Here is a 26037-nt window from a genome sequence, read left to right as displayed (position 1 = left end):
CACCAAATTCGTAGAATCCAATGAGCCTGCCTGGTTCTACAAAGAGGAAGCTGCACGGTTCAGTCCGTGACCTAGCAGCCGATCTCGCCTGCCAAAAGCCGCGTATAGAACGCCTCACGCGAGCTGCCCCGCCGAAAGACGGGGATTGCTGCCCTGCTGCCTCTTCAGCCACGTTCAGGAAGAATGCGAACGCGCTGGCGTCCCTCGCTTTCCACCAACTCGCCCCTGTAAGGCACTCCGCGGATCTCGAAATAGGTCGGCCGCCCAGGCTGGGGCATGATGCGCTCGCCTTCCAAAACGCGCACGAGGTAAGACGGCAGGAATCGCTCCCTATGCTCCCAGCCGCCCCGGATAAGATAGCCAAGATCGACTGCACTTTCCTCGGTCTGCCTTGCGCTTACGATTGGCGGTGGGCGATGCAGCGGCTGGGATGGCCCGGCCTCGTTCGTCCCACCGGCGCGCGGGTGATGAACCAGGCGAACATCCCTGCGACCGCCTGGTCCAAACGTAGCCGAATAGAGCTCACCGTTGATCGCAAACTGACTTGGTCCAAACTGGTTCGGCAGCAGATTGATATTGCCCAAGACATCGATCAACACGTCTGAAGCCGCCTGCGAGCCGTGGCGCCAGCCGGCGCCAACAAGTGTGCCAATATCCCGTAGCTCCGGAGCCGCCGTCGGCAGTCCTGCGAACGACGATGCGGCTGCAAGCTCAGGTGCTGGCGCAGAGTGCGCATCGTCACACAAGTGGTACGGCGTTGACGGGTCCAGATCGACGAAGGAATCGAGGCCGGCATAAATGTTTGACGATTGGGGCCGAACTGACGACGAGGATGCGGGCTCTTGCATCTGTTGCCCAAGCCAGGCCCATGCGCCCTGGCTTGGGGTAGCTGGAGTCGCAGGAAGTTCGACTGGCAGATCAGCCTGGGCGGCCCAGTGCGGCGCTGGAACCGGTGACGCAGGACCGTGGATCTGCTCCCCGAGCCAGTCCCAGGCTCCGGTGCTCGGCGTCGCTGGCGTTGCAGGAAGCTGCTGTAAAGAGGCAGCGTCTGCCCCCCGGTACGGCGCTGGCATCGATGAGGCGGGCCCGTGCATTTGCTCGCCAAGCCATTCCCAGGCTCCCGCGCTCGGCGTTGCCGGCATTGCGGGAAGTTCCTGCGGCGAGTGAACCTGCCGAGCACCTTCCGCAGACGGATGACCATAGTCCTGAGGAGGCAGCAATCCGAGCGCCCTGTTCGCCTCCAGGATTTGCTCGTATTGGCCAAGCTTGACCAGATCAGCGTTGATCTTGCTGTCGTCGGTATCGTGCCTGTACTCCTCGACATCCTGAGCGAGCCCAGGGGTGGACAGTCGGCCGGCGATCGGTGGCCGGTCATGCGTCTGCAGCCACTCACTCAGCCTCGACATGCGGCGAGCTTGCCTGTCGATCGTCTTCGGGTCGATCCTGCCTGTCGCCTTTTCCGCCGCCGCCCACATGCCGATCAGGGTTACGTCCGCGCCGTGAGGAGCCAGTCGGCGGAAATCGGCCGCCAGGGCGTTTCCGGCACCGACCTCACGAAGCTTCTTCAAGGCGGCCTTGATGCGCCTGCCCCGGTCCTTTGCGTAGGTATCGACATCCTCATCGAGCTCAGCTTCCAGCTGGTGGTTTTCCACATCGGGATTTTCCAGCTGCGCGTTTTCCAATTCCCGGCGAATCCGATCCGCAATTGAGGGCCTGCCAGCCGTGCTCAGGCGCGCGCTCAAATGGCGCAAATCGGTTGCCGCATTCTTGATCGTGCCGTCGCTGAGGTTACCCGTCGCCTTCCTTCTGAAATCGTTAATGAGCGCCTCATCGGCCGGAGGGACCCCGCGCGTCCGGCCTGGCTGCCTGGCGTAATCAATTCGCAAATTCGTCGAAAAGACGTCAGATTGGCCCACCTCGCGCGGCGACTTTTCACTGCCGCTCCCGCCAAGAGCCTTGCCGATTCCCGACTTGAAGCGTGACCATAAACCGCGGCTTTTTCCGCCCTTGGCCGAGGCGGCAGACTCTGCGTCCGGAAAGCTGTAACGTGCGCTGCTGAACAGATCATCTCGCAAACTAGACTGCGGCACTTGCCCCGAACCGGGAAGCTGAAAGGTGGGAATGTCTACGCTCCGGCGCGTGCCGCCCAGCGCACTCTCCCTAAACGCGGAGTGCGGCGGCGCCCGCATCGAACCGCCGAAATCCTCCCGCCGGACTGCTCGACCACCTCCTGCGGCTGGCCGATCAGGCGAAGTTGAGTTCCTTTCATCAGACGGATCGAGATTCAAGTCCTGCAGCCGCCCTTCAAAGTCACCCTGCTCGCTTGGGCTGGCCGCTCGCTGCCCAGTTCGCCCCTGCAGGGCGGCGTACTCCCGCATCCAGGCTCCTGAATCGAAGAATGGGTCAACCGGATCCATCCTGCTCTCCTCATGTTTATATAGACCCTGCAGCAATCCGTAGGGCCTGGATTACGGCCAGATAGCAGCTCGTTCAGCAAGAAGCAGATTCTCGATTGTTGTAGCCGCAACCTTTCGAAAAGCTGACGAGATCAGGATGTTGCTGCGCGCAAGACCGGCCTCGCATCGGCACCCGCCTGACGAGGGGTCGCTCCAGTTTTACCGCACCTCTTCGCCGGCCCCCTGTTCGAACTGACGAAATTCGTCCACCGATATAAAAATGGATCGCCTGTCGATCGTGCGCCGAATTCAAGCATCACCGCCCGAAAAGTTAGCTGCCTCGTCAAACCGAGCTGGCTGGCTGCGGCAGCGCCTCCGCAACCGATGATTTCACGCTGCGCGCCTTGGTCTCCTCGACAACTTTTCGACCGAGGACCTCTCGTCCCGAAGCGCCTTCGACTGGACGTAGATACGCCCTCGTCTGGCACGCGGGAATTTTCGTCACTCGGCAAGACCGAAAGACCCTCATTGACGGCAGCGCATTGCCAAGGCGCAAAAGCACCTTGGCAGCGATGGGCGAGGCTTCACGATCGATCTTTACGTACCGCCGCAGAGCAATGATAAATATCTCTGCGGCGGCTTGGGAGCCTCATAGTTCGAGGCCATGCTCTGCGAGCACACGGTGCATGACCTCGCCTTTGATCTCGCCAGCGATCTCGTTTCGGACTTGGGCTCCGAGCACCCGCTCGGCATCTGGATCGCCTAGAAGACCATGCTCGGCCAGTCGCTGACCCAAGCGGGTTTGAAACTCCTCGTCCATGGCTTCGACCACCCGGTCTCGCATCGCTGCATGTTCGTCCGGAGCGATGCGCCTCAGCACCGTCTCCCAGGGTTGCCAGCGGCTGGCCATGTAGTCGGTGAACTGGCTTGCTTCCCGCTCCCGGACCAGGTCGAGCGCCTCCGTCGCATCATCCTCGCTTACGTGAGAGACCGCCAGGAAGTGCATGTCAGGGGCGAGGTGACTGAGCTCCAGCGGCTCGCGCAGCCGATGTTGATAGGCCAGGTAGACTTCGATGTCGTCTACGTTCGGGTTGCCGCTCGCGAGCGAGTTGATCCTGTCGCGCGCGATCTCGTCCAACGCCTCCAAGCGGAAGGCCATACGGCCGCGCTGGATCAGATCGCCAAGCCGATCGTCATATACCCCGTCCTTGACGTCAGCGTTGAGGCGCGCGGTCTGCATACCATTCCAGTGCAAGGTGACGCGATCCTCGCAGCTCGTGTTGGCTTCGGAAGCCTGCGCAAAGAACTGCTCGCGCAACGTCGGATTGGCGGCCGCATGCCGCAGATCATCAGCCACTGCCTGCCGAAACTCGCCATTGCGATAATTCACGGTGCCTCGTAGCCTCTCCAGGAACTGTGCGTAGTCTTGGGCGCCGGGCTCATCCGCAAAGTGCTGCCATTCGGCCAGCACGGCCGGGTGGTCTGCGAGCCAGTGTGCGGCAGCCTCATGCAGGGATTGCTGCGCAAGCTGCGGTGGCGCTTCAGCCGCCGCCAGATGAGCGAGGACATCGTCCGGCAGCGCGTTATCCCCCAATTCGAGGCTCTCCAGATGCGGGTAGTAGAGGCTATTATTCGGCACAAGAGCATCTAAAAGACCTTCAGGCAGGCTGGTCAGCCGGTTACCGCTGACATTGAGTGATTGGAGCGTGCTCGGAAGAGGGTCGGGGAGGTTGGCCAATTGATTGCCGCTGACATTGAGTTCAATGAGCCACGAGGGGAGGGACTCCGGGAGGTCGGTCAGCTGATTGCCACTAACCGCAAGCGAGGTGAGCCCGCTCGGGAGAGCGTCCGGCAGGCTGGTCAGCCGGTTGTCGTTTGCGTTCAGGATCTCGAGCCCGGCCGGAAGGTTTGCCGGCAGACTGGTCAAGCTGTTGTCAGCGACCTCCAGCTCAGAGAGGGTCGCCGGAAGATCGTCCGGCAAACTGGTCAAGCGATTATGGCTAATGAGAAGATGCTGGAGACCGGGTGGGAACATAGCAGGCAGGCTGCTTAGCTCGTTGTGCCTGGCGCGCAGTTCCAGCAACCTTGGCGGCAGGGCGGCGGGCAGAGCGGTCAGCGAGAGCGAGGACAAATCCAGCGAGCGCGAGCCTGTGTTATCCGAATTCCTGATTCGTCTGCGCCCCTGTCGCCTATTCTCGGCTTCGCCCTGCCCCTCTTCGGCAACCCAATTGTCCAGGATCTGCGCGCGCGCGGAGGCTGGGGTCCGATACCCAGTCAAGGCTTCGACCAAATTCGCGACGGCACGATTGAAGCCGCCGAGGTAGCTTTCCTGGTCCGCGTCTTCAGAAGGCGCCGAGGAAGAACCTGCACTCCACTGTGCCTGTCCCGTGTTCATCAATTTCTCCATCGTCAGAAGCAAGAATATCCCGCTTCTCAAGCTCGCGAAGCAGGTGGTTGCGCCGCACAATGATCGTTCGACCGCCGGTGCACGTGCTCTGCGGCTCTCGCCGACTTAAGTGGGTACAGCTTCACACGAGCCCGACCCGGCAAATCGATCGATACTGCTGTGAGCTTGCTGCCTTTCGTTGACCAGATAAGTCCGGCAGGACAGTCAACGGGCGTAACGTTCTGCCGTTAGCAGGCCTACCTGTCGATCAGCTGACGAGTGTCGCTGCAGAACCTCCGAGTTGCTCTGTTTGCCACTGATGAGTGAGGCAAGCCGGCTTGCGAGTGAACCGGTCAAGCTTCGCAAAGACCAGCTCGACACCGACTGCCTAGGGCATCTGAGAGGGGCGTCGTGAACTTGGCCGTTCGGACCGCCTGCCGCCTGTCGTTTCCAGCTCCTCGGCCGAAAAGACTCCGCTGGCCGCCGTTGGGATAAAGCACCATCGCGGCTCTGGGGCCCTATACTGAAGCCGCTGCCGCCTTGGTATCCGCAGAAACGTGTAGGCTGGAGATAACTATCCTCGGCCGAGATCAAGTCACTGTTCCAAAATCGTCGTACCGACAGTCATGCCGGCTTCGATGCCATCGTTGCCACCTTACGGTGATAGTCTGTCAGCTTATCGAAAGCTAAGTGTCTTAGGTCCTAGAGCATGTCACCATGGGCTGAGTCTACTCAGTTTCGAAGGGAGGGTGAGATGGATCCTTTTGAGGCAGGACAGATTCAGCGCGGCGGTCGCATCCCTTCTGCATCTTCCGGACAAGAGGGCGGGGAAAACGGAGCGGCGGCGCGGTGGAACGCAGTCATGACAGGCTACGCAGAAAACTCCGGGGACTCAGCCCATGCAGAGGATAATGAGGACGAGGTACTTGAGAATTGGGCTGCTGAAACGGAGGTGGGCCCGCTCGAGGATCGGGAAGAAGCAGTAAGGCGAGTGAATGCTCGCGGCGAGGCCACTAGGCTGGATCTCGAATCGCTGTCCCTTACTAGCCTGCCTAGACTTCCGACCGGTATCGTCGTGCTCGATGTGCCCTTCAATCGGCTGACCACTCTGCCCGATAGCCTCCCTGCTTCGCTCCAGCGTCTTGACGTTAGGGGCAATCAGCTGACCAGCCTGCCCGCGCTTCCGACCGAGCTCAGAGGTCTCGACGCCAGCTCCAACCGGCTGAGGAGCTTGCCCGAGGTCCTACCTGCTGCGCTGGAGTTTCTCGACCTCAGCCACAATCAGTTGCTAGATCTGCCCAACGTCCTCCCTGCTGCGCTCCAGTATCTCTACGCCAACCACAATCGGTTGACGGATCTGCCGGAGGTCCTTCCTGCCACGCTCCAGTTTCTCGACGTCAGCGAAAACCAACTAACGCGTTTGCCGGAGGCCCTCCCTGGTCGACTGGAATTTCTCGACGCCAGCCAAAACCAGTTGACGAGTCTGCCCGAGGACCTGCTGACGCAGTTGGGCGTTGGTGGCCGCATAGTTCTGACTGAGAATCCGCTGCCGGAGCAGGTGCTGACGAATCTGGATACAGTCCTAAGCGCCGAGAGCTATGTCGGTCCGACCGTCCACCTTTCGCGCGATGACGAAAGTGAATTGTCCGGTGAATTGTCCGGGACAGACGATGGACAGGCCGATGCTCTCATTGAAAGGGTCGCAGACTGGCTCCGGGGCGATCCACAGGAGGGCGATCGAGAGGTGCTGGCAGCTTGGCAGAGCGTTGCCGAAGAGCCGGGCGCCCGGGAATACGCGCTCTTCCTTGGCAAACTGTTCGACTCCGTGAACTCTGGGAATGAAGAATTCCGGCAGTCGGTGGCCAATGATCTGCGGCAGGCCGCGAAAAACCCGCAATTGTGCAAGCGCTACTTCCAACTGGCCCTGGACGCCAACCAGAGCTGCGAGGATCGCAGAACTTTGACCTGGAACGGCATGCAGACCGCACGCCTCATCGCAGACGTCGAGAACGGCGCCTATAACAACAAGGCCCGGCTTCCCGATCTCATCGAGATGGGGCGGGTCATGTTCCGCCTGGACGCGCTGGAGAGAATTGCGCGCGAGAAGGTTGACTCGCTAGGCGCGGGCAACAACGTCGAAGATGTCGATGCCATTGAGGTCTTTCTTGCTTACCAAAATAAGCTCCGCGAGCGGCTGGGACTGCAACACGTCGCCCCGGACATGCGCTTCTTTGAGGTCTCCGGCGTCACCGACGCTGACGTCGATAGCGCAGAGACATCCGTGCGGAACAGGGAGGCGGCGGAATTCGCCGACTATTTGGCGGTGGAGTGGCAACCTTGGGACGACGTCGTGCGTCACATCGCACCCGAAGACCACGCCACGGCGCACGATCAGCTCCTTGCTGCAATGGGGACGGAGTTCGACAGCCGGCTGCAGCAGCAGCTCACCGACAAAGGTTTGATCGGGGTCGAAGCTGACCTTGTCGAGGATGCCAAGCGAGAGTTGGGTGCTGCAGTTCGCAAAGAGATCGCCCGTGAGATCAAGGGGGCTCTCAGAGATAAGGTGCTCAACGAGCACGGCCTCACCCTATGAAGCGGCCCTTGCCGTTTAGAGCAGCTTCCGGCCCGGTCACTCCTAGGTCGTCCTCAACCCGGATCGTTGTCTCAGCTCGCCGGTGTATGCCAGGCGGGCAGCTCTGATCGTCTCGGATGTTGTCGAGACCAACCTTCAGTGAAGGAAGCCCTTCTCTCTTCTGGGCCGACGAGACTCTGGACTACGAAATCCGTAACCGAGGCTGGACCGGAAGGATTGCCAATCCGGATGGAGAATCTGGGAAAGTTTGTCATGCGCGCGATCCGTCGCTCGGCTCCGGACGCTTCCTAGCGGTGCTGGCGAAGCTGCCGCTCCAGACCAATGGCTTGATCGGCATTGTGAGCGCGCTTCAGCAAGGCGCTGCGTTCATCACCTGAAGGCTTTCGCTCACCCTTGTAGGTGGTAGGCCAGCCGAGCTGATGGCGAGCTGAACGCATTCCGGCAGGTACGCTTTCTTTCGATCGAAGCCGCTGGAGCCATCAGACGCACAGTAACAGATGTCGCCTCACTAACGTTCGGAGCTGCCGCGAACGTTTTGCCGCCCCGTTTAGCTTTGACTTCGTCCTGACGAAAAGCGGCAATCATCCCATTCGCAAGTGCGCCTTTTTCAAGCAAAGTGGCGCTTTGCACGAGATGGAGTACCTATTGTCGGCAGCTGCTGATCTCAGGCCCCTATTGGGCTCTTGTGCGTCAGTCGCGCCGCCCAAGACGTCGGCGTGGAAAATACATCCGATCAAGGTAAAGCGACATAACGCACTCGAGCAGATCTTCTTCAGGAGCGTCCAAGCTTTGTCAAGCCGCCGCTACGGTGGCCAGGAATCTCTGCTCTTCCAGCTTCAGACGTTACTATCCTCAGCCAGGGACGTGGCAGCGGCAAGCACCCGCGTTGACGTGGTGCCGGTCTGGTCCGCACTTCGATTGGCTTTGCCCGTATCTGTAGCGACCTGGATCGCACCAATTGCCGCCTGCTGCACATTCCGAGCAATCTCCTGGCTTGCAGCGCCTTGCCAAGCACCTCCTACGATCCCGGCTGCCCTGCCAGCGCTACCATCCACCCGCTCCAACAGCGAATCGTCGAGACTTTGCTGGGTAGGCTGGTGAGCAGGGCGCTTTGTCGGCGGCGCGCAGACGCTGTGACTTGCGTTGATTCGTGAACGAGCGGCTCCGAATGCCTTTCAAATCGAGACAATGCGCCTTCTGTTTCGCTACGCAAGACGGAAGACTTTCCAAGCTTCGAAAGAAGATTCAGAAGAGGTCGCTCGCCTTCGTCGTTGCGCAGATTACCGCCGAGCAGTGCCTTCGCTTGGCTTTTGAGAGTACTCACCCCGTGCCATTCAAGACCTCCATGTGCAGAACCCGACAGCAAATTTCGATTGAGTCGATCTGAAATCTCAAAGAGATGATGGTCTGAATCAACTTCGCGAGTCCTGGCATGTCAATTGCTGGGAAGTGCCCGCTACATCATTAGACGCAAAGGCCGAGTCAGACCCGACTTGCCGTCCAAACCAAGTCTCTAGCATAGAAGCGGCTCTGTTAACTGCCGCTCCGCCAACGGAGCAGTCATGTTGATCGACACATCCGAAATCTTCGACTCCATTCGCATCAATAAGCAGGAAGCGCAGGAGCGCAAGCACGCGGCGCTATGCGAATGGCCTGGCTGCCAGAACAAGGCTACCCATCCCGCGCCCAAGGGCCGCGACAATGCGCGCGCCTATTGGCACTTCTGCATCGACCATGTTCGCCAATACAATCAGTCCTACAATTTCTTCTCTGGAATGGACGCGGAAGCGGTCGCGCGCTACGAGAGGGACGCGCTGACCGGCCATCGTCCGACTTGGAAGATGGGCGAGAGCATCAGCGCACACAAAATGACCGGCAGCACTGCCAATTTCGAGGACGACTGGTATGCCCTCTGCACGATCGTCGAGCTGAACGGACGCGCCAGTACCCGCCACCGCGCGAAGGCCAAGCCTGAGGCGCGCAAGATTTTCAATGTCGAGGGCAACGCGTTGCAGGTGATGGGCCTGAATGCCAATGCGACGCTCGGCGAGATCAAGGCGAAGTACAAGGTGTTGGTCAAGCAGCACCATCCCGATGCCAATGGCGGCGACCGCTCCACGGAGGATCGCCTGGTCGAGATCATCAAGGCCTACCAGTACCTCAAGACCGTGGTGCGCTAGCGCTAGCCCGAACATCTCAGCGGGCCTCAACGGCGCATCGGAAGTGGAGGACGGAACCATTCAGAGCTTTGCTCTGGCTACGCGGGCAATTTGACTTCCCTGGCTAACGCTTTCGGGCGACCATGGCGGACAATCGACACGATGACCGGCTCGTTTCGTTCCGCGCAGCGGTCAGGAAGAAGGGCGGGAAAAAGGGATGCGGCAAGATCCTGCGCACGTGGCGGCTGCATCGGCCCAGCGGTGAGTTCGTGGAAATGCCAAACGGCTCCTCGCACTCCTGACGGCTGAGTCGCTACTACCGCCGGTTGGAGGCTCCAACAGGAGGTGCGCACGATCGATCCCTCCGTTGTTTGAGAGGCAACACGAAAGTACAAACGTTTCTGGGGACACTCGTTGGCTGTATGGAAAGGGTTTCGGCGAAGAAGCGACCCGTCCAGGCCTATTCGCTCGGTAGCGCGGGATCAACGATCGATCACGAGAGCCCGATGGATCGCGGGGTTCACGGCCGGTTCTGACATAGCCAGGGGCTGTAGCGCCCCGCGCCACCCACCTATCTCAAGGGCTCTGCCGATCGCCGCGAGGCAAGGCAGGCATCGTGAACTTGATCGCCTTCCACACCGTGCATCGCGTTCATCCAGCACTGGGCTATCGCACGCAGTTGCGCGTTTCCCTGTTCGTGAGTAACCGTCTGGTGAGGTTTTCGATTACCGACAAACCTGGTGCCCAGCGCGATGTCGGTGACAGCCCACGCCGCCGTCATATCCGCACTCCCCCGTCATTCATCCGACGATCGCCGTCGTCTCGTCACCATTGCTTTGTCTTCCATCGATACGGTTCTTTTGGCAGCCAATCTGTGGCGCCTCCGAAGAACACGCTCAGCGACCATCTCGCAGCTTCGCCATCTGTCAGTTGATGGGAGTGAGGCTCGCGGGCTGAGGGGTTGGCCCCGACGCCGAAGGATCTGTGTTCAGCATAATAGCTTGTCCTCAACGTATTGGTCTTGCCGGGCGTCCATTCGCGCCACCCTTCCGCGATCACGGGGGCATCTATCTTCGCCGCCAGGAAGACCACTGTGGCGTAGGGGCGCCAGGGGCGGCCAAGTGCGATATAGCGCGCAGCAGGGTCGGCAGTTAGCCTGCAATGATCAAAAACATAGCCACTGTCCTCATCCGGTGCTGCCTTGCTCTGAGCGGTATAGATGACCGCTTGATTGGCAATGCCGTGCAACTCACATTGCCGGAACCAGGCCTTGGCGTTGCCAAATATGAAATCGACATGCCCTTCGATGTAGCAGTTCGAGAAGTATTGTCGTGACATTCTGCCGTTTGGTCCCTTACCGGCAAACAGCGTGTCCTGGGCACCGAGCAGGCGGACCCGCGTAACGACGTCCCTGTCTCCGGTAATGGACAGCGCTACTGCCTGCGAGGGTGGATTGGCCGGATTGAGGGCGTAGTCGTTCTGGATGGTCAGATTCTCGAGCCGGAAGTCATCGCCAGCGGCATCCAGCGTCGCCGAACGGGCGGTTCCTCCTACATTGATCGCGCCGTCGCCATACACGATGACCGTATCCTCCGGCTTCCTGCCAGTCCCTTCGATATGAATACCGGATTTGGAGATTTTGACCTTCTCGCGATAGATGCCCGGCGCGATCCGGACATTGCCCCCTTCCGCCGGCAACACGTCGACGGCTTGCTGCACGGAGTGATAGTCTGCATTTCCGGCATACGACACCAATAGTGGCTGAGCGTACGCTGCCGAGATGAAGAAACATCCGGCCAGAAGCGCAGACGGCACCAAAATTCGCATGTGATCTCACTCTTCGTTGAGTTCGCGGCACGGTCGACGCAGCCGATGTAAGGTACCGCCGCGGGACAGCCGCCGCGCATGGTCAACACATTTTTCGCGCCGAATCAGAAACCTGCACGTCACCTTCGCTCGCGGCCCTGCAAACCGTCGGACAATTGCAAACACCTCGGGGCATGAGGCTGACCTTCGTCAACGCCGGTCATCTTTGCCCCAGATGCGGAGCTCAGCACCCGAGTTCGGCACCGAGTGTCGTGCTTACCGATTGCCGTCGCGGAATGCCCTGGAACATACCTCCGATCCGCGCAGCAGCGGTTCTGCAGCTCGTCCGGGCAGCGGCGGTGATACGTCAGAATGTTTTGCGGTGACGTTCGCATGTTCAACTTGCCAAGTCGCGGAATTGGCAAATCGGACATCTTCGAGTGTCACGTCAAGTGCATGCCTCTCGTCCAGGCCGCGCATCAGCAACACACCGGTGTCGCCATGCACATGACGGAGAACGATTTGCCGATAGACCGGAACCCTCGTGCCTTGTGCGCGCGGATCATACTTTGTATCGAAAGCCACCGGCCACTTGTTGCCCCTCAGGCACACGTACTCATAAGTCACGCTCTCGACCAGACCGCCCCGACTGACATCGCTCTTGATGCGCAGGCCAGACGTCGTACCATCCAGCGTCAGATTACGCACCAATATGTCTCTGGCCCCGGAATTCACCTCACTGCCGATCGACATGCCATGCCCCCAGCCAAAATAGTTATCAATGATCGAGATATGGCTGCTTGAACCATTATCGCCGGCCTTGATTGCGACGTTGTCGTCACCCGTACGGATCAAGCTGTGGGTGACGGTCACATCCTGACTTGCGCCAAGATCGATGCCGTCGGTGTTGCGGGCATCCGCCGGTGAATCGATCGTGAGGCCCCAAAACGTGGCACCTTCGACCCGGCTCATCGCGACATGAAAATTGGGAGCGTTGCGCAACGTGACACCAGAGAACGTGATGTCCTGCGCATGGTCGATCTGGATCAATCGCGGGGCGTTCTGGTTGCCTCCCTGGGCTTGGGCGCGACGGGCTAACTGCCACCAGCTTTCCGCGCCGCCGCCAATAATTGCCCCGCCCTGACCATCGATGATGCCCTCTCCGTAGATGCCGCCGCCACGCGTTTTAGAAAAGCTGATGAATGGCCGGCAACCGTCGCCCTTGTCCGCGATGCGACCACATTGTCCGAGGCCCTTGTCGTAAGCAGCAGGTTCGGGAATGGCGATCAGCGTCGCACCGCGTCCGACCCATAAGGTCACGCCCGATTTCATCTCGAGTGGACCTGAGTGAAACTCGCCGCGCCCGAGATAGACTGCAGCCCCAGCGGGACAATGTTCAATGGCGTCCTGCAGGCTAACTGTATCGTTCTTGCCCGAAGGCACAGGGCGATCGCAGACCGTATGAGGTGCAACAGGTTCGGTGATAGTCCGGCGGTCTTGCGCCTTTGCGGCGGGGCAGACAACCATGGAGGTGAGTATGGACAATAGGACCCAGTTGCGAAAACGCTTTATCATAGACCTGCTCATGCTTTGTCACGCGCATCCTGCCGCGTGCCTTGTCTGGTATTGAGCGCTGGCTCCATCGAGCCGTCGCGCGCGTCACTGGCCCGCGCAAGATGACATTTATAAGACGCAGCAGAGGCCTCGACCGTGCGATCGCGCCGTAGCACCTTGCCTATGCGCGAAAACGACGAAGCGTTGTGCGATCGCCCAGAATCCAAACAGCTTCTCAGCGTTCTCACAGTGTTTAAGCGCCGACCGGTCCCGATTGGCGGCATCTCAACTGCGCGTCAATCCGTACGCTCCGTCCCATCGAGGTTCGATCAAAGACCCGCACTGCAAGAACTGACAGCAGCGCCCAGGGTCACCCGACACCGAAGCTACCGTTCAGCCTGGAAGGCGCGCCGCAAGATGTGTAGCGACACGTCGTTGGACAAACGCGGAGCCGGATCGGCTTTCACGGCGGCAAGATCGAGATCGAGCGCCCGCGGGGTTAGGGACATGGACTGTTCATCGCCGCTGCCGCTAAACTTTGTCCAAGGCGATCCGCTTCGCTTCGATTGAGCCCCGAGTCCATGCCAGTCTCCCGTCCAGGATCACTGGGTTAGTCCGTATTCGGAGAAGCTTTCGAGAAGCTGACGAGGCTACGGCCGGCACTGGAGCGCATTCGCGCCGGGAAACTTTCTTCCTGGGTTCTCACGAACTTAGGTGACTGCCGTTACCTGCCCTCTTTCGGGTGCATTGTGATCATTTGCGGACAGAGTCAGCCAGTCCTCGTCATCCTCCATGCAGTGCCGGACGAGGCATGGTCGGCTTCCGCGGTCAGCACCACCAGTAACTCGCATGCCTTGCCCACGGCCATAGCAAACCATCGCGTCATTGAACGCGCCCTCGCGTCCCCCTCCAGACAGGTCTACCGGCAATTTGAGCGCCTTGAAGACGAACAAAACGAGCGAACTGCCTGGCTCAAGGTGGAGAGCTCTTCGACATTCGATTCAGGACATCTACGTGAGCAGCCCCCGAAACAGGGCAACTCTAGCCAAAGATGCGGCGATACGTCAGTGCTACTCTTCGCGCATCCCCTGCACCGCGATCAACCAAAAGCCGAGCCTATCGGCAGTGCCGCATCCAGTTGTCCAGTTCGCCCGCCGGGCTCGCAACACCATGCGTCTCGAGATCTTCGCCAAGTCCGTGACAAAACCTTTCGCCGCTAACGTGCGCGGCGGCAGCTTTCAGCGGTCCCATGATCGACTCGAAAACGCCACGGCAGCATCCTGGTCAACAGGATCATCGACGCTTCGCGATTTGGGCGGTCGTGCGTTACGTATTGAATTGTTTGCCGCAGAGTCGCGCTGGCCTTCATCGATCGACGATGAGACCGCTCGACGCTCGAGCCTTCGCTCCAGATCCGCCAATCCTGCCTTACATTCGGCGACAACCGATTGGGCGCGAAGCAGCTTGACCTTGAGCTCGTCCTGTTGCCTGAGTATTTTCTCAGGATCCCAATCGTCCTGCATCAGCTCATTGACCATCTGCAAAGCACCGATTTAAGGCCGCCGCTTAGCTTCACGAACCCAGGCTCGGTATCTCGCAGCTGCCCGCCGCTTGAGCCAGCGGCCAAAACTGACGCAAACAAGCGTCCTGAGGTACAACGCCTTTACAGCGGTGTGCACCATCTTGTTGAGGACCGCCATTCGTCCCGAGCCCTTTACAAGGCGATCGGATTCGGCCCGGGAAACCGGAGCGCGATCCGAGATGGCAGAGTTCGCGACGCAGGCGCACGATTTGGAAAGTGCATCAGGAGACCTCTGCCATCGATCAAGCGGGCAAGTTCATCTGAATACCTCAACCGGATGCTGAACGAGCATCATGATCACAAGTGGTTTCGTCACATATTCAAGCAACCGGCATGCCAATGCCGCTCGAGCGTTTTTATGAAGAAACGACGTCGGTTTCCCGCAGCACCTCGTGGGAGGCGGTGCTGTTGTCTGGCTTGAAACAAACGACGTCTTGAACGAGACAGCTAAAGTCGCAACCATGAGGTGATAGCAGCGCTCACTATGGCAGCGGTCAATATAGAGAGAAGATTTTGCGGACGTGGACCAGAATGCTCTCACCATTTTTGAGCGGTGCGTTGTTCTGTGAGAACATGCTATCGCTGGCCATGGCGCCGATGATGCGAACGCGACCGCAGCGATAAGATCGTGTCAGCGAGGGCAGAAGGATAGCTGAAGCGCGCAATCCGGGGCAGCGTGTTCACGAGGAAGACAGCAGAAAAAACGCCCGCATCGCGGCCTCGTCGGCTGGCGAAATGGGTAGCTGGCCGTCAACTCACCGACGAACTCGCCGCAACTGCAACACTCGCCACCCCGATCGCGCTCACGCAGCTCGGACAGATCGGGATGATGGCGACGGATCTAGCCTGGATCGGCCATATCGGCACTGAGGCAATGGCGGCAGCCGCGCTTGCCGGCATGATCTTGTCGGTCGGCCTGACCTTCGCAGCCGGTGTGATCTCGGCGGTGGGTCCGCTCGCGGCCCAAGCATGTGGTGCGGCGGACGGAGCTCTGGTACGGCGCTCGGTGCGCATGGGGCTATGGGTTGCAATCGTTCTGTGGGCGCCGATCATGGTTTTGCCGCTGCAGGGCGACCAAATTGTGCTTGCGCTCGGCTACGAACCAGCCATCGCGCGGCTAGCTCAACAATATCTGTTCGGGCTGGCCTGGGGCATATTGCCGGCATTGTGGTTCCTGGCGATCCGCAGTTTCATGGCGGCGGTCAACTGTCCAACGCCAGCCTTGTGGATCACGCTCGCCGCCATCCCGACCAACGCACTGCTGGCCTATCTGTTGATCACCGGCCAATTCGGCTTGCCGCAACTTGACTTATTCGGAGCCGGCCTTGCGACCAGCCTCGTGAACAGTGTGACTTTCCTTGCCGGGATTTGGTTCGTCACACAGTGTCGCCCGTTTCGCGACTACCAGGTGCTCCGATATCTGTGGCGGTTCGATTGGCCATTGATGCGGCAGCTCATCGTGATCGGGATGCCGGTTTCGGTTGCCATTTTCATGGAATCGGGCCTTTTTTCTGCGATGGCGCTTCTGATGGGTCTGATCAGCACCACGGCCGTTGCCGCCCGTCAGATTGCCTTCCAGGTCGCAACGGCCCTGTTCATGATTCCATTCTGCATCGGGATGGCGGTGAGCGTACGCGTCGGACACGCACTCGGCCGCAACGATCTGTCCGGCATCAGGCGAGCAGGCGCTGCCGCCATGCTGCTCGGAATCGTGATCGCGGCGATTGCTACGATTGCGGTGGTCGGAACTCGGTTTTAAATCGCCGAGCTGTTCGTCGGCCAATCGGCGAGGAACGCCGACGCCACGATCAAGCTGACTGCAACTCTCATCCTTGTTGGCGGGAGCTTCTTCATGGCTGATGCCGTCCAAAGCATCGCGGCTGGCAGCCTTCGTGGCTTAAAGGACACACGCGTGCCGCTCCTCTTTGCTGGCATCGCTTACTGGCTGATTGGGCTTTCGCTCAGTTACGTGCTCGCCCTGAAAACTGACCTCGGCGCAGTTGGCATCTGGATTGGCCTATCGATCGGCAAGGCCGTCTACGCGGCCCTCCTCGTACTGCGCTTGCAGCTTTTGGCGGACAGACCTGCCATTGCAAGCACGAGCGATGCTTCAGCCTGAGCCTTCAGCCCTCGATCGCGCCTTCGGCTAAGCACGTCGAGGCGGCGCCGAATCTCGCTCCTACGAACTTTAAGTTTACTGCTCGGCGACGGATGCTTGAAGGCCGAGCACGATCGACCAATCTCTTGATCTTGCGACAAGTTGACAATTGCTCTTCCTGCGCTACCGCGCTGCCCGACAGGTCAGGTACAGCGGCGTTGGCACCCGGCTAAGGCCGAGGTCGGCATCACCACCGAGGACGACATCAAGTGTCGATCGGCCAGGCGATCATCGAGACGGCAACAACATGAGTGGTCTTATTTCGGTAATTGTCGACAAACCGTTGACCGACTGGGGCTTTCGTAGTCGAAACAACGGACTAACACCCCGTTATAAGCGATTCCCATTCTTCACTTCTGGAGGCGAGAGGCGGTGCTTCGGAGCGTTGTCGCCATGGTGCCAATGGGATTGTCGAAGCACGGCAAGGGGCCGCCCTACTCATGGCGTTCGCTCTGCGGAACACAGGTGTTGTTCAACAAAAGTCGACGGAGATCGTCGAGTGAGGAAGCTCATCCGGATCGACACCGCGTTCATCCGCGCGCATTTTCTAATGAAGCTCTGGCAGGACTGGATCGAGTTCTTCCTGCTCGAGCGTCTTGGCTCCATCTTCCGCCAGGTACGCTGCCAGAGCCGCGATACCGGAGTCCGGTGGACATCGAGCGGGTGCCGATTTTTTGAACGGCACTTGTCCGAAACGCTCGGCAACTTCGACGCTCATGAGGTGGGGACGGATCGGTCGATCGACGGCGCGCTCGATGGTGTGGAAGATCCAGGTGCCGTCCGGATCGATGTCCGACCAATGAAAGATCGGCGTCTGTTCGGATACCAATCCTGCGATCGTCCGCAGCGCCTGCTGGGTGGCAAGCGAGGGGTACCCGCCGACATACATGGTCGTTCCTAATCGGCCGGGGTCCGCCTCGGCGATGTGCCGGTTGAAGCTTGCGAAGTTTTCGATCGTCAGAACGTAGGCCGGCGGCTCCCGGAAGCGGACGCGATCTGCTTCCTTGGGAGCGATTCCGAGATAATGCGGAGATATCCTGGAAAGATCGGCTCCGTCGAGGTCGATCTTGCCCGCGATCAGCAGCGGCGGCGCGAAGCGCTCCAGTCCGATCGCTCGCAGTGCCTCGCGGGGACGGGCGCCAGGCGGAAAGTCCATTATGCCGCTCAAAAGCCGGACCACGGCACCCTCGATGCGCTCGAGTATCTTGCTGTGCCCCACCGTACGTCGCGAGAAAGTTTTGTAGTCGACGTCCAGATGCTTGTTATCGAGGATCGCTTGGGCGAGAACGAATGCGTGGCGCAGCGTGTCGACGTCGGACGAACCGAATCCGTGCCACGTCTTGCCGCGCGCCCACACCTCTGCGATTTGTGAGCCGCTGTTCTTCAGGGAGTCGTGCAGCGCCACTCCGGCTAATAGCCGCGCGGCGGCGTCCTCCGCGATGCGTGACGCCGGGGTGCGGCCGAGATATTGGTATAAGATCTCCGCCGAGGCCAACCGCACGTGTGCCACTTGGTCTCGCTTGGCGCCGCGCCCCCAGCCAATGGACACCGCGCCGGCACTTTCGGCTTTCCTGATCTGCTTCAGGAAAGCGTCCGCCGCGACTACCGACGAGAAAGCGGCATAGTCCGGGTGGGCGATCGGATTTGCGGCCCCGGCCTCGAAGCGATCGAGCAGGTCGTTAAGCAGGCCGATCGCGTCCGTGAAACGCCGCACCATGGCTACTCGGCGGCCAGACGGGTGGCGAGCTCATCTTCGGACATCAGGTCCGGATCGATGGCCATCAGCTCGCGCTTGGCCTTCTCTTTCAGTTGCACCACGGTGGCCCTGGACTGCTCGCCGATCCGGTCCACCTCTACGATGGTGTCCATGTGCTCGAGCACGGCGACCCGCTTCTCGAACGGCGCCGCGATCACGAACTGCAGACCGAGGTTTTTGTAAAAGCTCATCATCTGCCGCTGGTTCTTGCCGTCCATCTTGGAGAAGGCCTCATCGAACATGGCCAGGGCGAAACCGGCGGGCTTGCCGGCACGACGCTCTGCGCTGCCGTAGACGGCGGCTAGCGAAGCGCCGATGGCAACGTAGATAGGCACCTGCTGTTCGGCGCCAGACCCAGTCCCGCGCCGCTGCTCCCAGCGGGTCGAGCGGCCGGTGGCGACATCCTCCATGTGGATCTCGAAGGTGTAAAAGTTGCGGTAGTCCTCGAACTGGGTGAAGTCCTTATCGGGATCTTCGAGCAATGCCTCGAGCGCAAGGATCGTATCCTTGTGCGGGAAGTCATCGGGCACGTCGCCCCGGAACAGCATATCGAGGGCCTCCGGAGAGGTTTTGGCGATCTCGATGATCTTCAGGATGGGCTGGAATTCCACCATCTGAGTGCGGTGGAATGAATAGCGCTCGTTATGGAAGGGATGTGCGTAGAGACTGCGGTTCAACGACTGCAGCTCCCGCTCCATCTTGCCGATCCGGGCCGTGAGCGCATTGATGAACTCGCCGCGCAGCAGGGTGGAGGCCTTTTCCGCCGCTTCCCGCGCCTGCCGTTCGTAATGGCGCAGCTCATTGGATTCGATATCCGAGATGAGCTGCTCCATCCAGGGCTTCACCTCCCGCAGCGGCTCGCTCTCAGCGCCGACTTGCGAGCTCATCCCGAACTGGTCGAAGTAATCGTAAAGGAGTTCGCGGACCCGTCGCTCGATCCGGAGGCGTTCGGCGTCCGAGGCGTCCGCATCTTTGAGCGCCCTGTCGGCGATGGCGCGATGTTTCTCCGCGAAGCCCTTCTGGGCTGCGGCATTGAGGCGCTCGCGGTACACGATCCTGCCCTTCGCGGCGGAGTAGAGCGGGAAGGTCTTGCGATAGATCGACCGGGCGACCCGCAGGTTAAGCTCGGAGCCGGGTACGTTTTCGCCCTCTCCCAGTCTCCTCTCTGCCGATCTGACCTCACCGTCATGCTCGCCGAACGCCTTCTGCTGGATCTTTCGCTCGTCGAGCCTCTTCTCCTTCAGCTTCTGCTGCGCTCGTTTCTTGTCGCGAAGTCCGCCGTCGCCCGCCCCCTCGAGCGCTTCGAGCCTCGCCTGGGCTTCGGCGATCTCGGTCTGCGCGGCTGCGAAGGCAGCGGCGCAAGCCTTGAGATCGTCACCTTCCTCGCAGATGTTCTTCAGAGCGGCAAAAGCCTGCTCTGCCGCCTGGGCCTCCTTGCTCTTTTGCGTTTGGCGCCGATCCAGTTCCTCGGCCTGATCCTGCAGGGAGCGCAGGGCGTTCGCCTGGGCCGCCTTTCCAATCTTGTGCTGCGAGGCTTCGATCCAGCGATGGGTCCTTACGAGTCCGTCGTCGTAGAGGCTGTCCTTCATGATAGCCCGGCCGGGCCTGTTGAACTGGTCGAGCGTATCCGCGAGGCGGACCGTGCCGTAGCGGCGCATGATGAAGGCCATCGCGTCCGGATCCTGGCTCCGGAAGATCGAGGGGAAAGTACCGCGCTCCGGCTTGGCCCTGAACTGCTCGAGTTTGTTTAGGCTCACTAGCGATGCATGGCGAAACTCGCGGCGACCTTCCTTGAAGATTGACGTGGCGGCGCTGATATCCGCTCTGTCCACGAACACGGCTTCCCGGTCGCGGCCGAGGAGCGCCTCGGCGGCTCCGACCCATTCGGGTTCGGCGACTTCGATGATGTCGCAGAGCACGCGCGGGTCCATTCCCCTCTGCCGCAGCCTGCGGCAGAGGAGTTCAGTGTCATCGCCGAGATAGGCCCGCGCCCCTCCGGCGGCGTGCTGTCGGATCCGTTCGAGCACCTCGTCGCGGCGGCCTCGGAGCCCGGAAAGCTCCGCGATGATCGTTTGACGCGCTTCGTCGATCTTCGGCAGCCATTTCGCGCCGCTTGCCGCGAAGGACTTCTCGGCCGCGGAGAGCTCGTCGGAGACGCGCCCGATGTCAGCCCCGGCGGTGGCGGTCAGAAGGCGCTCAAGCGCAGGAACGAAGTCCTCGAAACCGTGCGCGCACATCGCGCGGAGCGGCTGCAGGCGACGGATGTTCTCCATACGAGCCTTGAAGTCCGCCGAGGCGCGGTGCGCTGCCTGCCCGGCCACATCGGCGGTCTGCTGCAGGGACTTTCTGCCGGTCTTGGCATCGTGTTCGGCGATCGCGGCCGTGAGGCGTTCGATCTCGTTATCGATGGCCTTGACGTCGTCGTCGATGAATTCGAGTTCTTTTGCTGCGCCGTCCCGGCGCGCCATCTCGGTACGCCGCTTGGTCTTGAAGTCCAGGTTTGTCGCGCGCGCCGCGAGCCAAGTCGCGCGTTTTGCGATCCACTCCTCCCTGAACTTGGTCTCGAGCGCTTCTTCAAGGGTGCCGAGGACGACCCGAAGCGCCCTCAGGGCTTCGAGCCTGAGGCGCATCTTTCGGATGGTTTCGCTGATGTTGCGGTATGTCTGGATCGACTCGCGCAGCTCCTTGATGCCGATCGGACTGTCCTCAAGGATGTAGTTCCGCACGAACTGGGTGGCCGTCTGGTTGTGGTCGAGCGTCATCGCGTTGACGATTGACTTCTGCAGGGCGCTGGCGTTGTGCTCGCCATAGGGCGAATGCGGCAGAAGATGGCGCATATACTCGCGGACGTAGTCGCTCGCCCGGTCGCGATGATTGACGAAGTTGCCCTCGCCGACCGCCGTGACGATCCGGGCCCGCACGTCCTCCCACGGCGCCGGGAATTGCGACTTTCCTCGCTGCTCGATGAAGTCCTTGGAGCTCAGAACGGTCCCGACGGCGACGAACAGTGCCAGCACGGTCTCCCTGCTGTCGGACTTGCGCGCCTCAAGCGCCATGCCGATCGTGACCGGCGGTCGATCGCCTTCCTTGTCTTCGAAGCCTAGCGCCACGTAGGTGCGCGCCTCGTCGCGCCGGCGCTGGTCTTCGCCGAGCGTCCCAAGGCAGTAATCGACGACGCTGCGCTTCGAGCCGCTGCGCGATTTTCCGCTGTCGCCGGCGACCGCGTTCAGGCGCAAGAACCGCCGGCTCCCGCCGGTGAGAACGACCTGTGCCATGTCGAGGATTGTCGATTTGCCGGACCGGTTCTCGCCCAGGACCCCGACGTGTCCTGTCACGTGGATGTCGGCGATGTCGAATAGGTGCCAGTTCACCATCGCCAGGTGGCGTAGCTCCATCATGCCTCGTCTCCTGCGGGCTGCGGAAACCGCGCCTCCTCGCTACGCACGTAGCGCTCGAGCCGTTGGAGGGCATCGCCGCCACTGATCAGCTTGATCATCGGGCGGATCCTGATCTCGCAGTCCTGCTGCTCGTCGTCAAAATCACCGATCTCGACCAAACTGCGTTGGGCGGCCTCGCGCAGGATGTCCCGGAAGCGGGCGGCCGAGATCGCGCCTCCGCCGCCGTGTTGCGCCATCTCACGGTAGCGATCGAACAGGTCGTTCAAAGTGGCCACTACGACGGCCCGGTCCTCGACCGCTCCGACGTTCACCTCCTGTTGCCAGTATGCCGCCAGCACCAGCGCAACAATGGTTTCGTCGAGCTTCATTCGAGGCAGCGGCACGTCCTCGTCCATGGCGACGATGCCGGCCCACTGCGCCTCCGGATCGCGATGGACGCGGTATCCGCAACTATCCAAGAAGCCGTCGACCACGTCGCGGAAGCGGCCATCCATGATCGTGTTGTAGACTGTCCCAGTCCGGGGATCTCCCGCGAACACGAACTGCCGCCGTAGCAGGAAGTGCAGCGCTTTGCGGAGGTCGGCTGCCTTTTCCGCACCGAAGGAACGCTCGACGTTTTCGAACTCACTGAGCACGGGCTGCCTCTGCTTTCCGGAAGTGGCCGGATCGCCTGACCACGAAGTTCGCACAGCGAAGCCATTCGCTGTCGTGGGGCGGCGTGTCTGGGCGCGGCTCCAGATCGAACCCGGCCGCGACCTGCGCCGGAATCTCGCCCGTCAGCGCATATCGGCGGGCGCAATCGAAGGCGAGAAAGTCGTCCACGGTATCGATTTCCATGAAGCGGGCTTCCCTAGTCGCGAATGGCGGCACCTGGCCCTCGAGGAATCGTCTGACATCCTCGGGGCGGGGCGCGATGCGAGCGATGTACTCGAGGCGGAGCTTCTTCCGCAGTTCGTAGAGCGGGTCCGACGGCGGCTCGGCGAGCTCCCTTGCTTCCACGGGACGGCGCGGCTGCCTGGCCGGCGCCTGATGGTGCTCCGACCAGGGGGACCGCAGTGGCTCGATGCTCCATTCGATTGTTGCCTTGTGGTGTCTGCCGTCCCGCAGGATGGCATCCAGTCGCCGCACCAGGTCGCCGGCCCGGCCGACGAGTCCCTGCCCGCCCCGCTCGGCGTACTTAATGGTGTTGCGGACCCGGGCTTCGAGCTGCCTCCGGAAGGCCTCGATCCTATCGAACATCTCCCCGATCTGATCGAAGATGCTTTCGATGGCCAGCAGGTCGTCGGCGGCGGCCAGCCGACCGTCCTCGATGTCGGCTGCCATGCTGGAAGCTGTGTACTCCTCGGCGAGGACCTGCATGGTTTGCGGGGTGTAGGAGATCCTCCGCGCGAGATCGACGATGGCGTCGCGGAAGCGGTACGGATGGTTGACGGTGAGGATGGACTCGAAATCCTTCAGCAGGAGCTGGTCGACGAACTCCTCGAAAAAGGCTTCCAGCCGGGTAGCGACGGTTTTCGACTCCATGACTGTCCGTCGGACGCGCTTGAGGTCGGCCAGAATGGCCCGCAGGCTCTTCGTGAACTGGTCGGCCTGATTGCGCGCCTCGCGGACGGCGAGCGCGGCTTCGCGCTGCTTGCGGTCGGTGATCTCGGGCCTCAGTTTTTCGACGGCCTCCAGGTTGAGGCGGATTTGCACGATCAAGCCGCCGAATCGCTGCGAGAGATCCTTGTTGAGGCTCGCGAGCCGCTGGATCACGAGCAGCGGTCCCATAGCCATGTCCACGGTAACGCGAAGCCCGTATTCCTCCTCTTCAAGCCATCCCCAGGCGAGCAGCCGGGCGTACAGTTGTCGGGCAAGACCGAGCGCCTTGTCGCCCTTTTCGGAAGCGAGCGCGACGTCGGCCTTCCGGATCCGGCGGCGTCCCGCGGAGATCATTTCCGGCAGGCCGCCGAAATCATCGCCCTCGTTCCAGAGGGCGGGGTTGGCACGCATGACGTCGTAGATGGCATGGACGACCTGCTGGGGGGTCGGAAACGACGGTGCGCCTGAAAAGAAGCGTTCATGGAGGTCGAGCAGACAGGCCGCGTACAGGTGCTTGTGATCGCGCGAGAAGGCCAAAAACGCGTCGTCATGCAAATGGCGGAACAAGGTCAATGACGCGGCTCCTGGGCCCGACTTCATGCTGAGATGGCGACGCTAAACGCATGATGTGCCGGACATCATTGTTATTGAGAGTGGGTCTTGAAAATACAACCGGAAGATCGATTCGTTCTTAGTATGTTCTAATATAGCTTTCCAGCTCAATCGCTGTCGAGGCTCCAAAAGTCGGATCGGATTTTGTGTCCGGTCTTTAGATACGGAACAATCCGGCCTCAAGTCATTGAATCTATTTGTGTAACTCTTCCGATACAAGGAGTTGCTGGCGCGAGAGATACAACCACTTTGTTACCACTTCGCCAAAACGTTAACAAACATCTATGAAGCATTCCCTCATCGACCGAGTCCTCGCTCTCCATTCATACGCAATTGCGTATTAAACGTAAATATACGCGGAGCCGCATAATCAATAGATATTCGCGAACGCGCATATTGACGTCATATACGCACTCGCGTATCGTGATTTGATGGATACGATCGCCCGCACCCCGCAACAAGTTGGCGCTGGAATCAGACGCTTCCGGCGGCAGAAGAAGCTTACCCAGCGTGACCTGGGTGAGAAGATGCATGCGCGTCAAGCGACAGTCTCGAAGCTCGAGGCCGGCGAACCTGCAACGCAGCTGCGCATCCTGCTGGATGCGCTGGCCGGGCTCGACCTCGAGCTCGTCATCCGGCCGCGCACCAAATTAACGGCTGAAGCGATTGAGGATCTCTTTTGATGGCGCGTCGTCCTGCCCGGGCGCCGCTCAATGTTTACCTCAACACGCGGCTGGTCGGCCGGCTGCGACGCGAGAGCAGCGGCGCAATCGATTTCCAGTATGACAGGCAGTGGCTCGCGTGGGAAAATGCCATCCCTGTTTCGGTGTCGCTGCCTCTGCGCGAGGATCGTTATATTGGCGATCCAGTCGTCGCTGTCTTTGACAATCTTCTGCCCGACAATGACGACATTCGCCAACGCGTCGCTGAACGTGCGCATGCTGACGGCCCCGACGCTTACAGCCTGCTCTCCGCCATCGGCCGCGACTGCATTGGTGCGCTGCAGTTCCTGCCCGATGGTGGCGCGCCCGGAGCCGCCGGCGCTATTGATGGCCGTGCCGCCAGCGATCAGGAGATTGCAGCCATTCTCGGCAATCTTGCCAGCAATCCACTCGGCATCGGCCCCGACCAGGATTTCCGTATTTCTCTGGCCGGTGCGCAGGAAAAGACAGCGCTGCTTTACTGGAAAGACAAGTGGTACGTTCCTCATGGCACGACCGCAACTACGCACATCATCAAGCCGCAGATCGGGAAGTTGCCGAACGGAATCGACCTGACCAGCAGCGTTGAAAACGAGCATCTGTGCCTCGAGCTGGTTGCCGCACTCGGCTTGCCGGTCGCCAAATCAAGCATCATCGATTTCGCCGGGCGCCGCGTGCTCGCAGTTGAGCGGTTCGATCGCACCTGGACGCGCGACGGCCGCCTGTTGCGGCTGCCGCAGGAAGACTGCTGCCAAGCACTATCGGTTCCGCCCGCGCGCAAGTATGAATCCGACGGCGGACCTGGCATCCGCAAAATCTCGGATTTCCTCAAGGGCAGCGATACGCCTGAGGACGACCGGGCCATTTTCTTCAAGGCGCAGATCGTGTTCTGGCTGCTTGCCGCCACCGATGGCCATGCGAAGAATTTTAGCATTCATTTGGCGCCGGGCGGACGTTTTCATCTTGCCCCGCTTTACGACATCATTTCGACCCAACCGAGCCTGGACGCTGGACAGATCAGCCAAAACCAAATGAAGCTGGCCATGGCGATCGGTAGCAACCGGCATTACGTCGTCCACACGGTTCTCGGCCGACATTTCGTGCAGACTGCGAAAAGCTGCGGTCTATCCGACAAAACAGTCAAGGCTGTCATCCAGCAGCTCGGCGATACAGCCGCAAAAGCCATAGATCAGGTGCTGAATGCGCTTCCAAAAGGATTTCCGGAGAAGATGGCCATATCGATTGCTGATGGCGCGAAGCGCCGTGTGAATTCGCTGGCTGGTCTCAAGAGTAGTGAATGATCCGCGGCCAGTCGGCGCGGCGCGTAGGTAGGCTTTTCTGACCGAGCCGGCGTT

16 protein-coding genes are annotated in these 26037 nt (G+C 60.6%); 7 read left to right on the top strand and 9 right to left on the bottom strand.

The genetic code is table 11. The features are described 5' to 3' along the window. Positions 1 to 164: 164 nt before the first annotated feature. Together GGD63_RS28130 and nopM are read right to left on the bottom strand one after the other, a co-directional pair. Positions 165 to 2417, bottom strand: coding sequence for a hypothetical protein (locus tag GGD63_RS28130; RefSeq protein WP_246785670.1), 2253 nt, complete (start codon positions 2415 to 2417; stop codon positions 165 to 167). A gap of 628 nt (positions 2418 to 3045) precedes the next feature. After that, positions 3046 to 4791: a T3SS effector NEL-type E3 ubiquitin ligase NopM gene (nopM, locus tag GGD63_RS28125; protein WP_183246693.1), complete on the bottom strand. Its 1746-nt coding sequence runs from the start codon at positions 4789 to 4791 to the stop codon at positions 3046 to 3048. 745 nt (positions 4792 to 5536) lie between these two features. Here nopM and GGD63_RS28120 point away from each other — a divergent pair. The 3 genes from GGD63_RS28120 (at position 5537) to GGD63_RS28110 (ending at position 9555) form a co-directional block, all read left to right on the top strand. Beyond that, a complete protein-coding gene (locus GGD63_RS28120) occupies positions 5537 to 7375 on the top strand; it encodes an NEL-type E3 ubiquitin ligase domain-containing protein (protein ID WP_183246691.1) in 1839 nt (612 codons plus the stop codon). Between the two features lie 116 nt (positions 7376 to 7491). Next, on the top strand, positions 7492 to 7752 hold the full coding sequence (locus GGD63_RS28115) for a hypothetical protein (protein ID WP_183246689.1): 261 nt from the start codon (positions 7492 to 7494) through the stop codon (positions 7750 to 7752). A gap of 1185 nt (positions 7753 to 8937) precedes the next feature. Continuing rightward, positions 8938 to 9555: a J domain-containing protein gene (locus tag GGD63_RS28110; RefSeq protein ID WP_183246686.1), complete on the top strand. Its 618-nt coding sequence runs from the start codon at positions 8938 to 8940 to the stop codon at positions 9553 to 9555. Positions 9556 to 10359: 804 nt separating this feature from the next. Here GGD63_RS28110 and GGD63_RS28105 read toward each other — a convergent pair. The 3 genes from GGD63_RS28105 to GGD63_RS28095 all read right to left on the bottom strand — a co-directional run bounded on the left by GGD63_RS28105 (position 10360) and on the right by GGD63_RS28095 (position 14432). Then, positions 10360 to 11361, bottom strand: a complete 1002-nt coding sequence (locus GGD63_RS28105; RefSeq protein WP_183246684.1) for a pectinesterase family protein — start codon at positions 11359 to 11361, stop codon at positions 10360 to 10362. A 255-nt stretch (positions 11362 to 11616) separates the two neighbouring features. Beyond that, the gene (locus tag GGD63_RS28100) at positions 11617 to 12915 is read right to left on the bottom strand and encodes a glycoside hydrolase family 28 protein (RefSeq protein WP_183246682.1); all 1299 of its coding nucleotides are present in this window, start codon (positions 12913 to 12915) and stop codon (positions 11617 to 11619) included. 1217 nt (positions 12916 to 14132) lie between these two features. Beyond that, positions 14133 to 14432, bottom strand: a complete 300-nt coding sequence (locus tag GGD63_RS28095) for a hypothetical protein (protein WP_183246680.1) — start codon at positions 14430 to 14432, stop codon at positions 14133 to 14135. Positions 14433 to 15152: 720 nt separating this feature from the next. Between GGD63_RS28095 and GGD63_RS28090 the strand changes: the two genes are divergently transcribed. Together GGD63_RS28090 and GGD63_RS40845 are read left to right on the top strand one after the other, a co-directional pair. After that, the gene (locus tag GGD63_RS28090; protein ID WP_312013433.1) at positions 15153 to 16235 is read left to right on the top strand and encodes an MATE family efflux transporter; all 1083 of its coding nucleotides are present in this window, start codon (positions 15153 to 15155) and stop codon (positions 16233 to 16235) included. A gap of 93 nt (positions 16236 to 16328) precedes the next feature. Beyond that, on the top strand, positions 16329 to 16595 hold the full coding sequence (locus tag GGD63_RS40845; RefSeq protein ID WP_312013432.1) for a hypothetical protein: 267 nt from the start codon (positions 16329 to 16331) through the stop codon (positions 16593 to 16595). A 586-nt stretch (positions 16596 to 17181) separates the two neighbouring features. On the opposite strand, the gene GGD63_RS28085 is transcribed toward GGD63_RS40845, so the two are convergent. The 4 genes from GGD63_RS28085 to GGD63_RS28070 are packed head-to-tail and all read right to left on the bottom strand — an operon-like array spanning position 17182 to position 23942. Next, entirely contained in the window at positions 17182 to 18351 is a 1170-nt protein-coding gene (locus GGD63_RS28085) for a Wadjet anti-phage system protein JetD domain-containing protein (protein ID WP_183246678.1), read from the bottom strand. 2 nt (positions 18352 to 18353) lie between these two features. Further along, positions 18354 to 21788, bottom strand: coding sequence for an SbcC/MukB-like Walker B domain-containing protein (locus GGD63_RS28080; RefSeq protein ID WP_183246676.1), 3435 nt, complete (start codon positions 21786 to 21788; stop codon positions 18354 to 18356). Next, positions 21785 to 22423, bottom strand: a complete 639-nt coding sequence (locus tag GGD63_RS28075) for a DUF4194 domain-containing protein (protein WP_183246674.1) — start codon at positions 22421 to 22423, stop codon at positions 21785 to 21787. Before GGD63_RS28075 ends, GGD63_RS28080 begins: the two co-directional genes overlap by 4 nt. Beyond that, on the bottom strand, positions 22413 to 23942 hold the full coding sequence (locus tag GGD63_RS28070; protein ID WP_246785669.1) for a Wadjet anti-phage system protein JetA family protein: 1530 nt from the start codon (positions 23940 to 23942) through the stop codon (positions 22413 to 22415). Before GGD63_RS28070 ends, GGD63_RS28075 begins: the two co-directional genes overlap by 11 nt. Before the next feature lie 470 nt (positions 23943 to 24412). On the opposite strand from GGD63_RS28070, the gene GGD63_RS28065 reads away from it, so the two are divergent. Both GGD63_RS28065 and GGD63_RS28060 read left to right on the top strand, forming a co-directional pair. After that, positions 24413 to 24664, top strand: a complete 252-nt coding sequence (locus GGD63_RS28065; RefSeq protein WP_183246670.1) for a helix-turn-helix domain-containing protein — start codon at positions 24413 to 24415, stop codon at positions 24662 to 24664. Continuing rightward, the gene (locus tag GGD63_RS28060) at positions 24664 to 25983 is read left to right on the top strand and encodes a type II toxin-antitoxin system HipA family toxin (protein ID WP_183246668.1); all 1320 of its coding nucleotides are present in this window, start codon (positions 24664 to 24666) and stop codon (positions 25981 to 25983) included. Before GGD63_RS28065 ends, GGD63_RS28060 begins: the two co-directional genes overlap by 1 nt. Positions 25984 to 26037 lie beyond the last annotated feature (54 nt).

The sequence above is a fragment of the Bradyrhizobium sp. cir1 genome (assembly GCF_014198245.1).
Taxonomy (GTDB): Bacteria; Pseudomonadota; Alphaproteobacteria; order Rhizobiales; family Xanthobacteraceae; genus Bradyrhizobium.
Note: the sequence above shows the minus strand (reverse complement) of the source record. Positions and strands in the feature narration are given on the sequence as shown.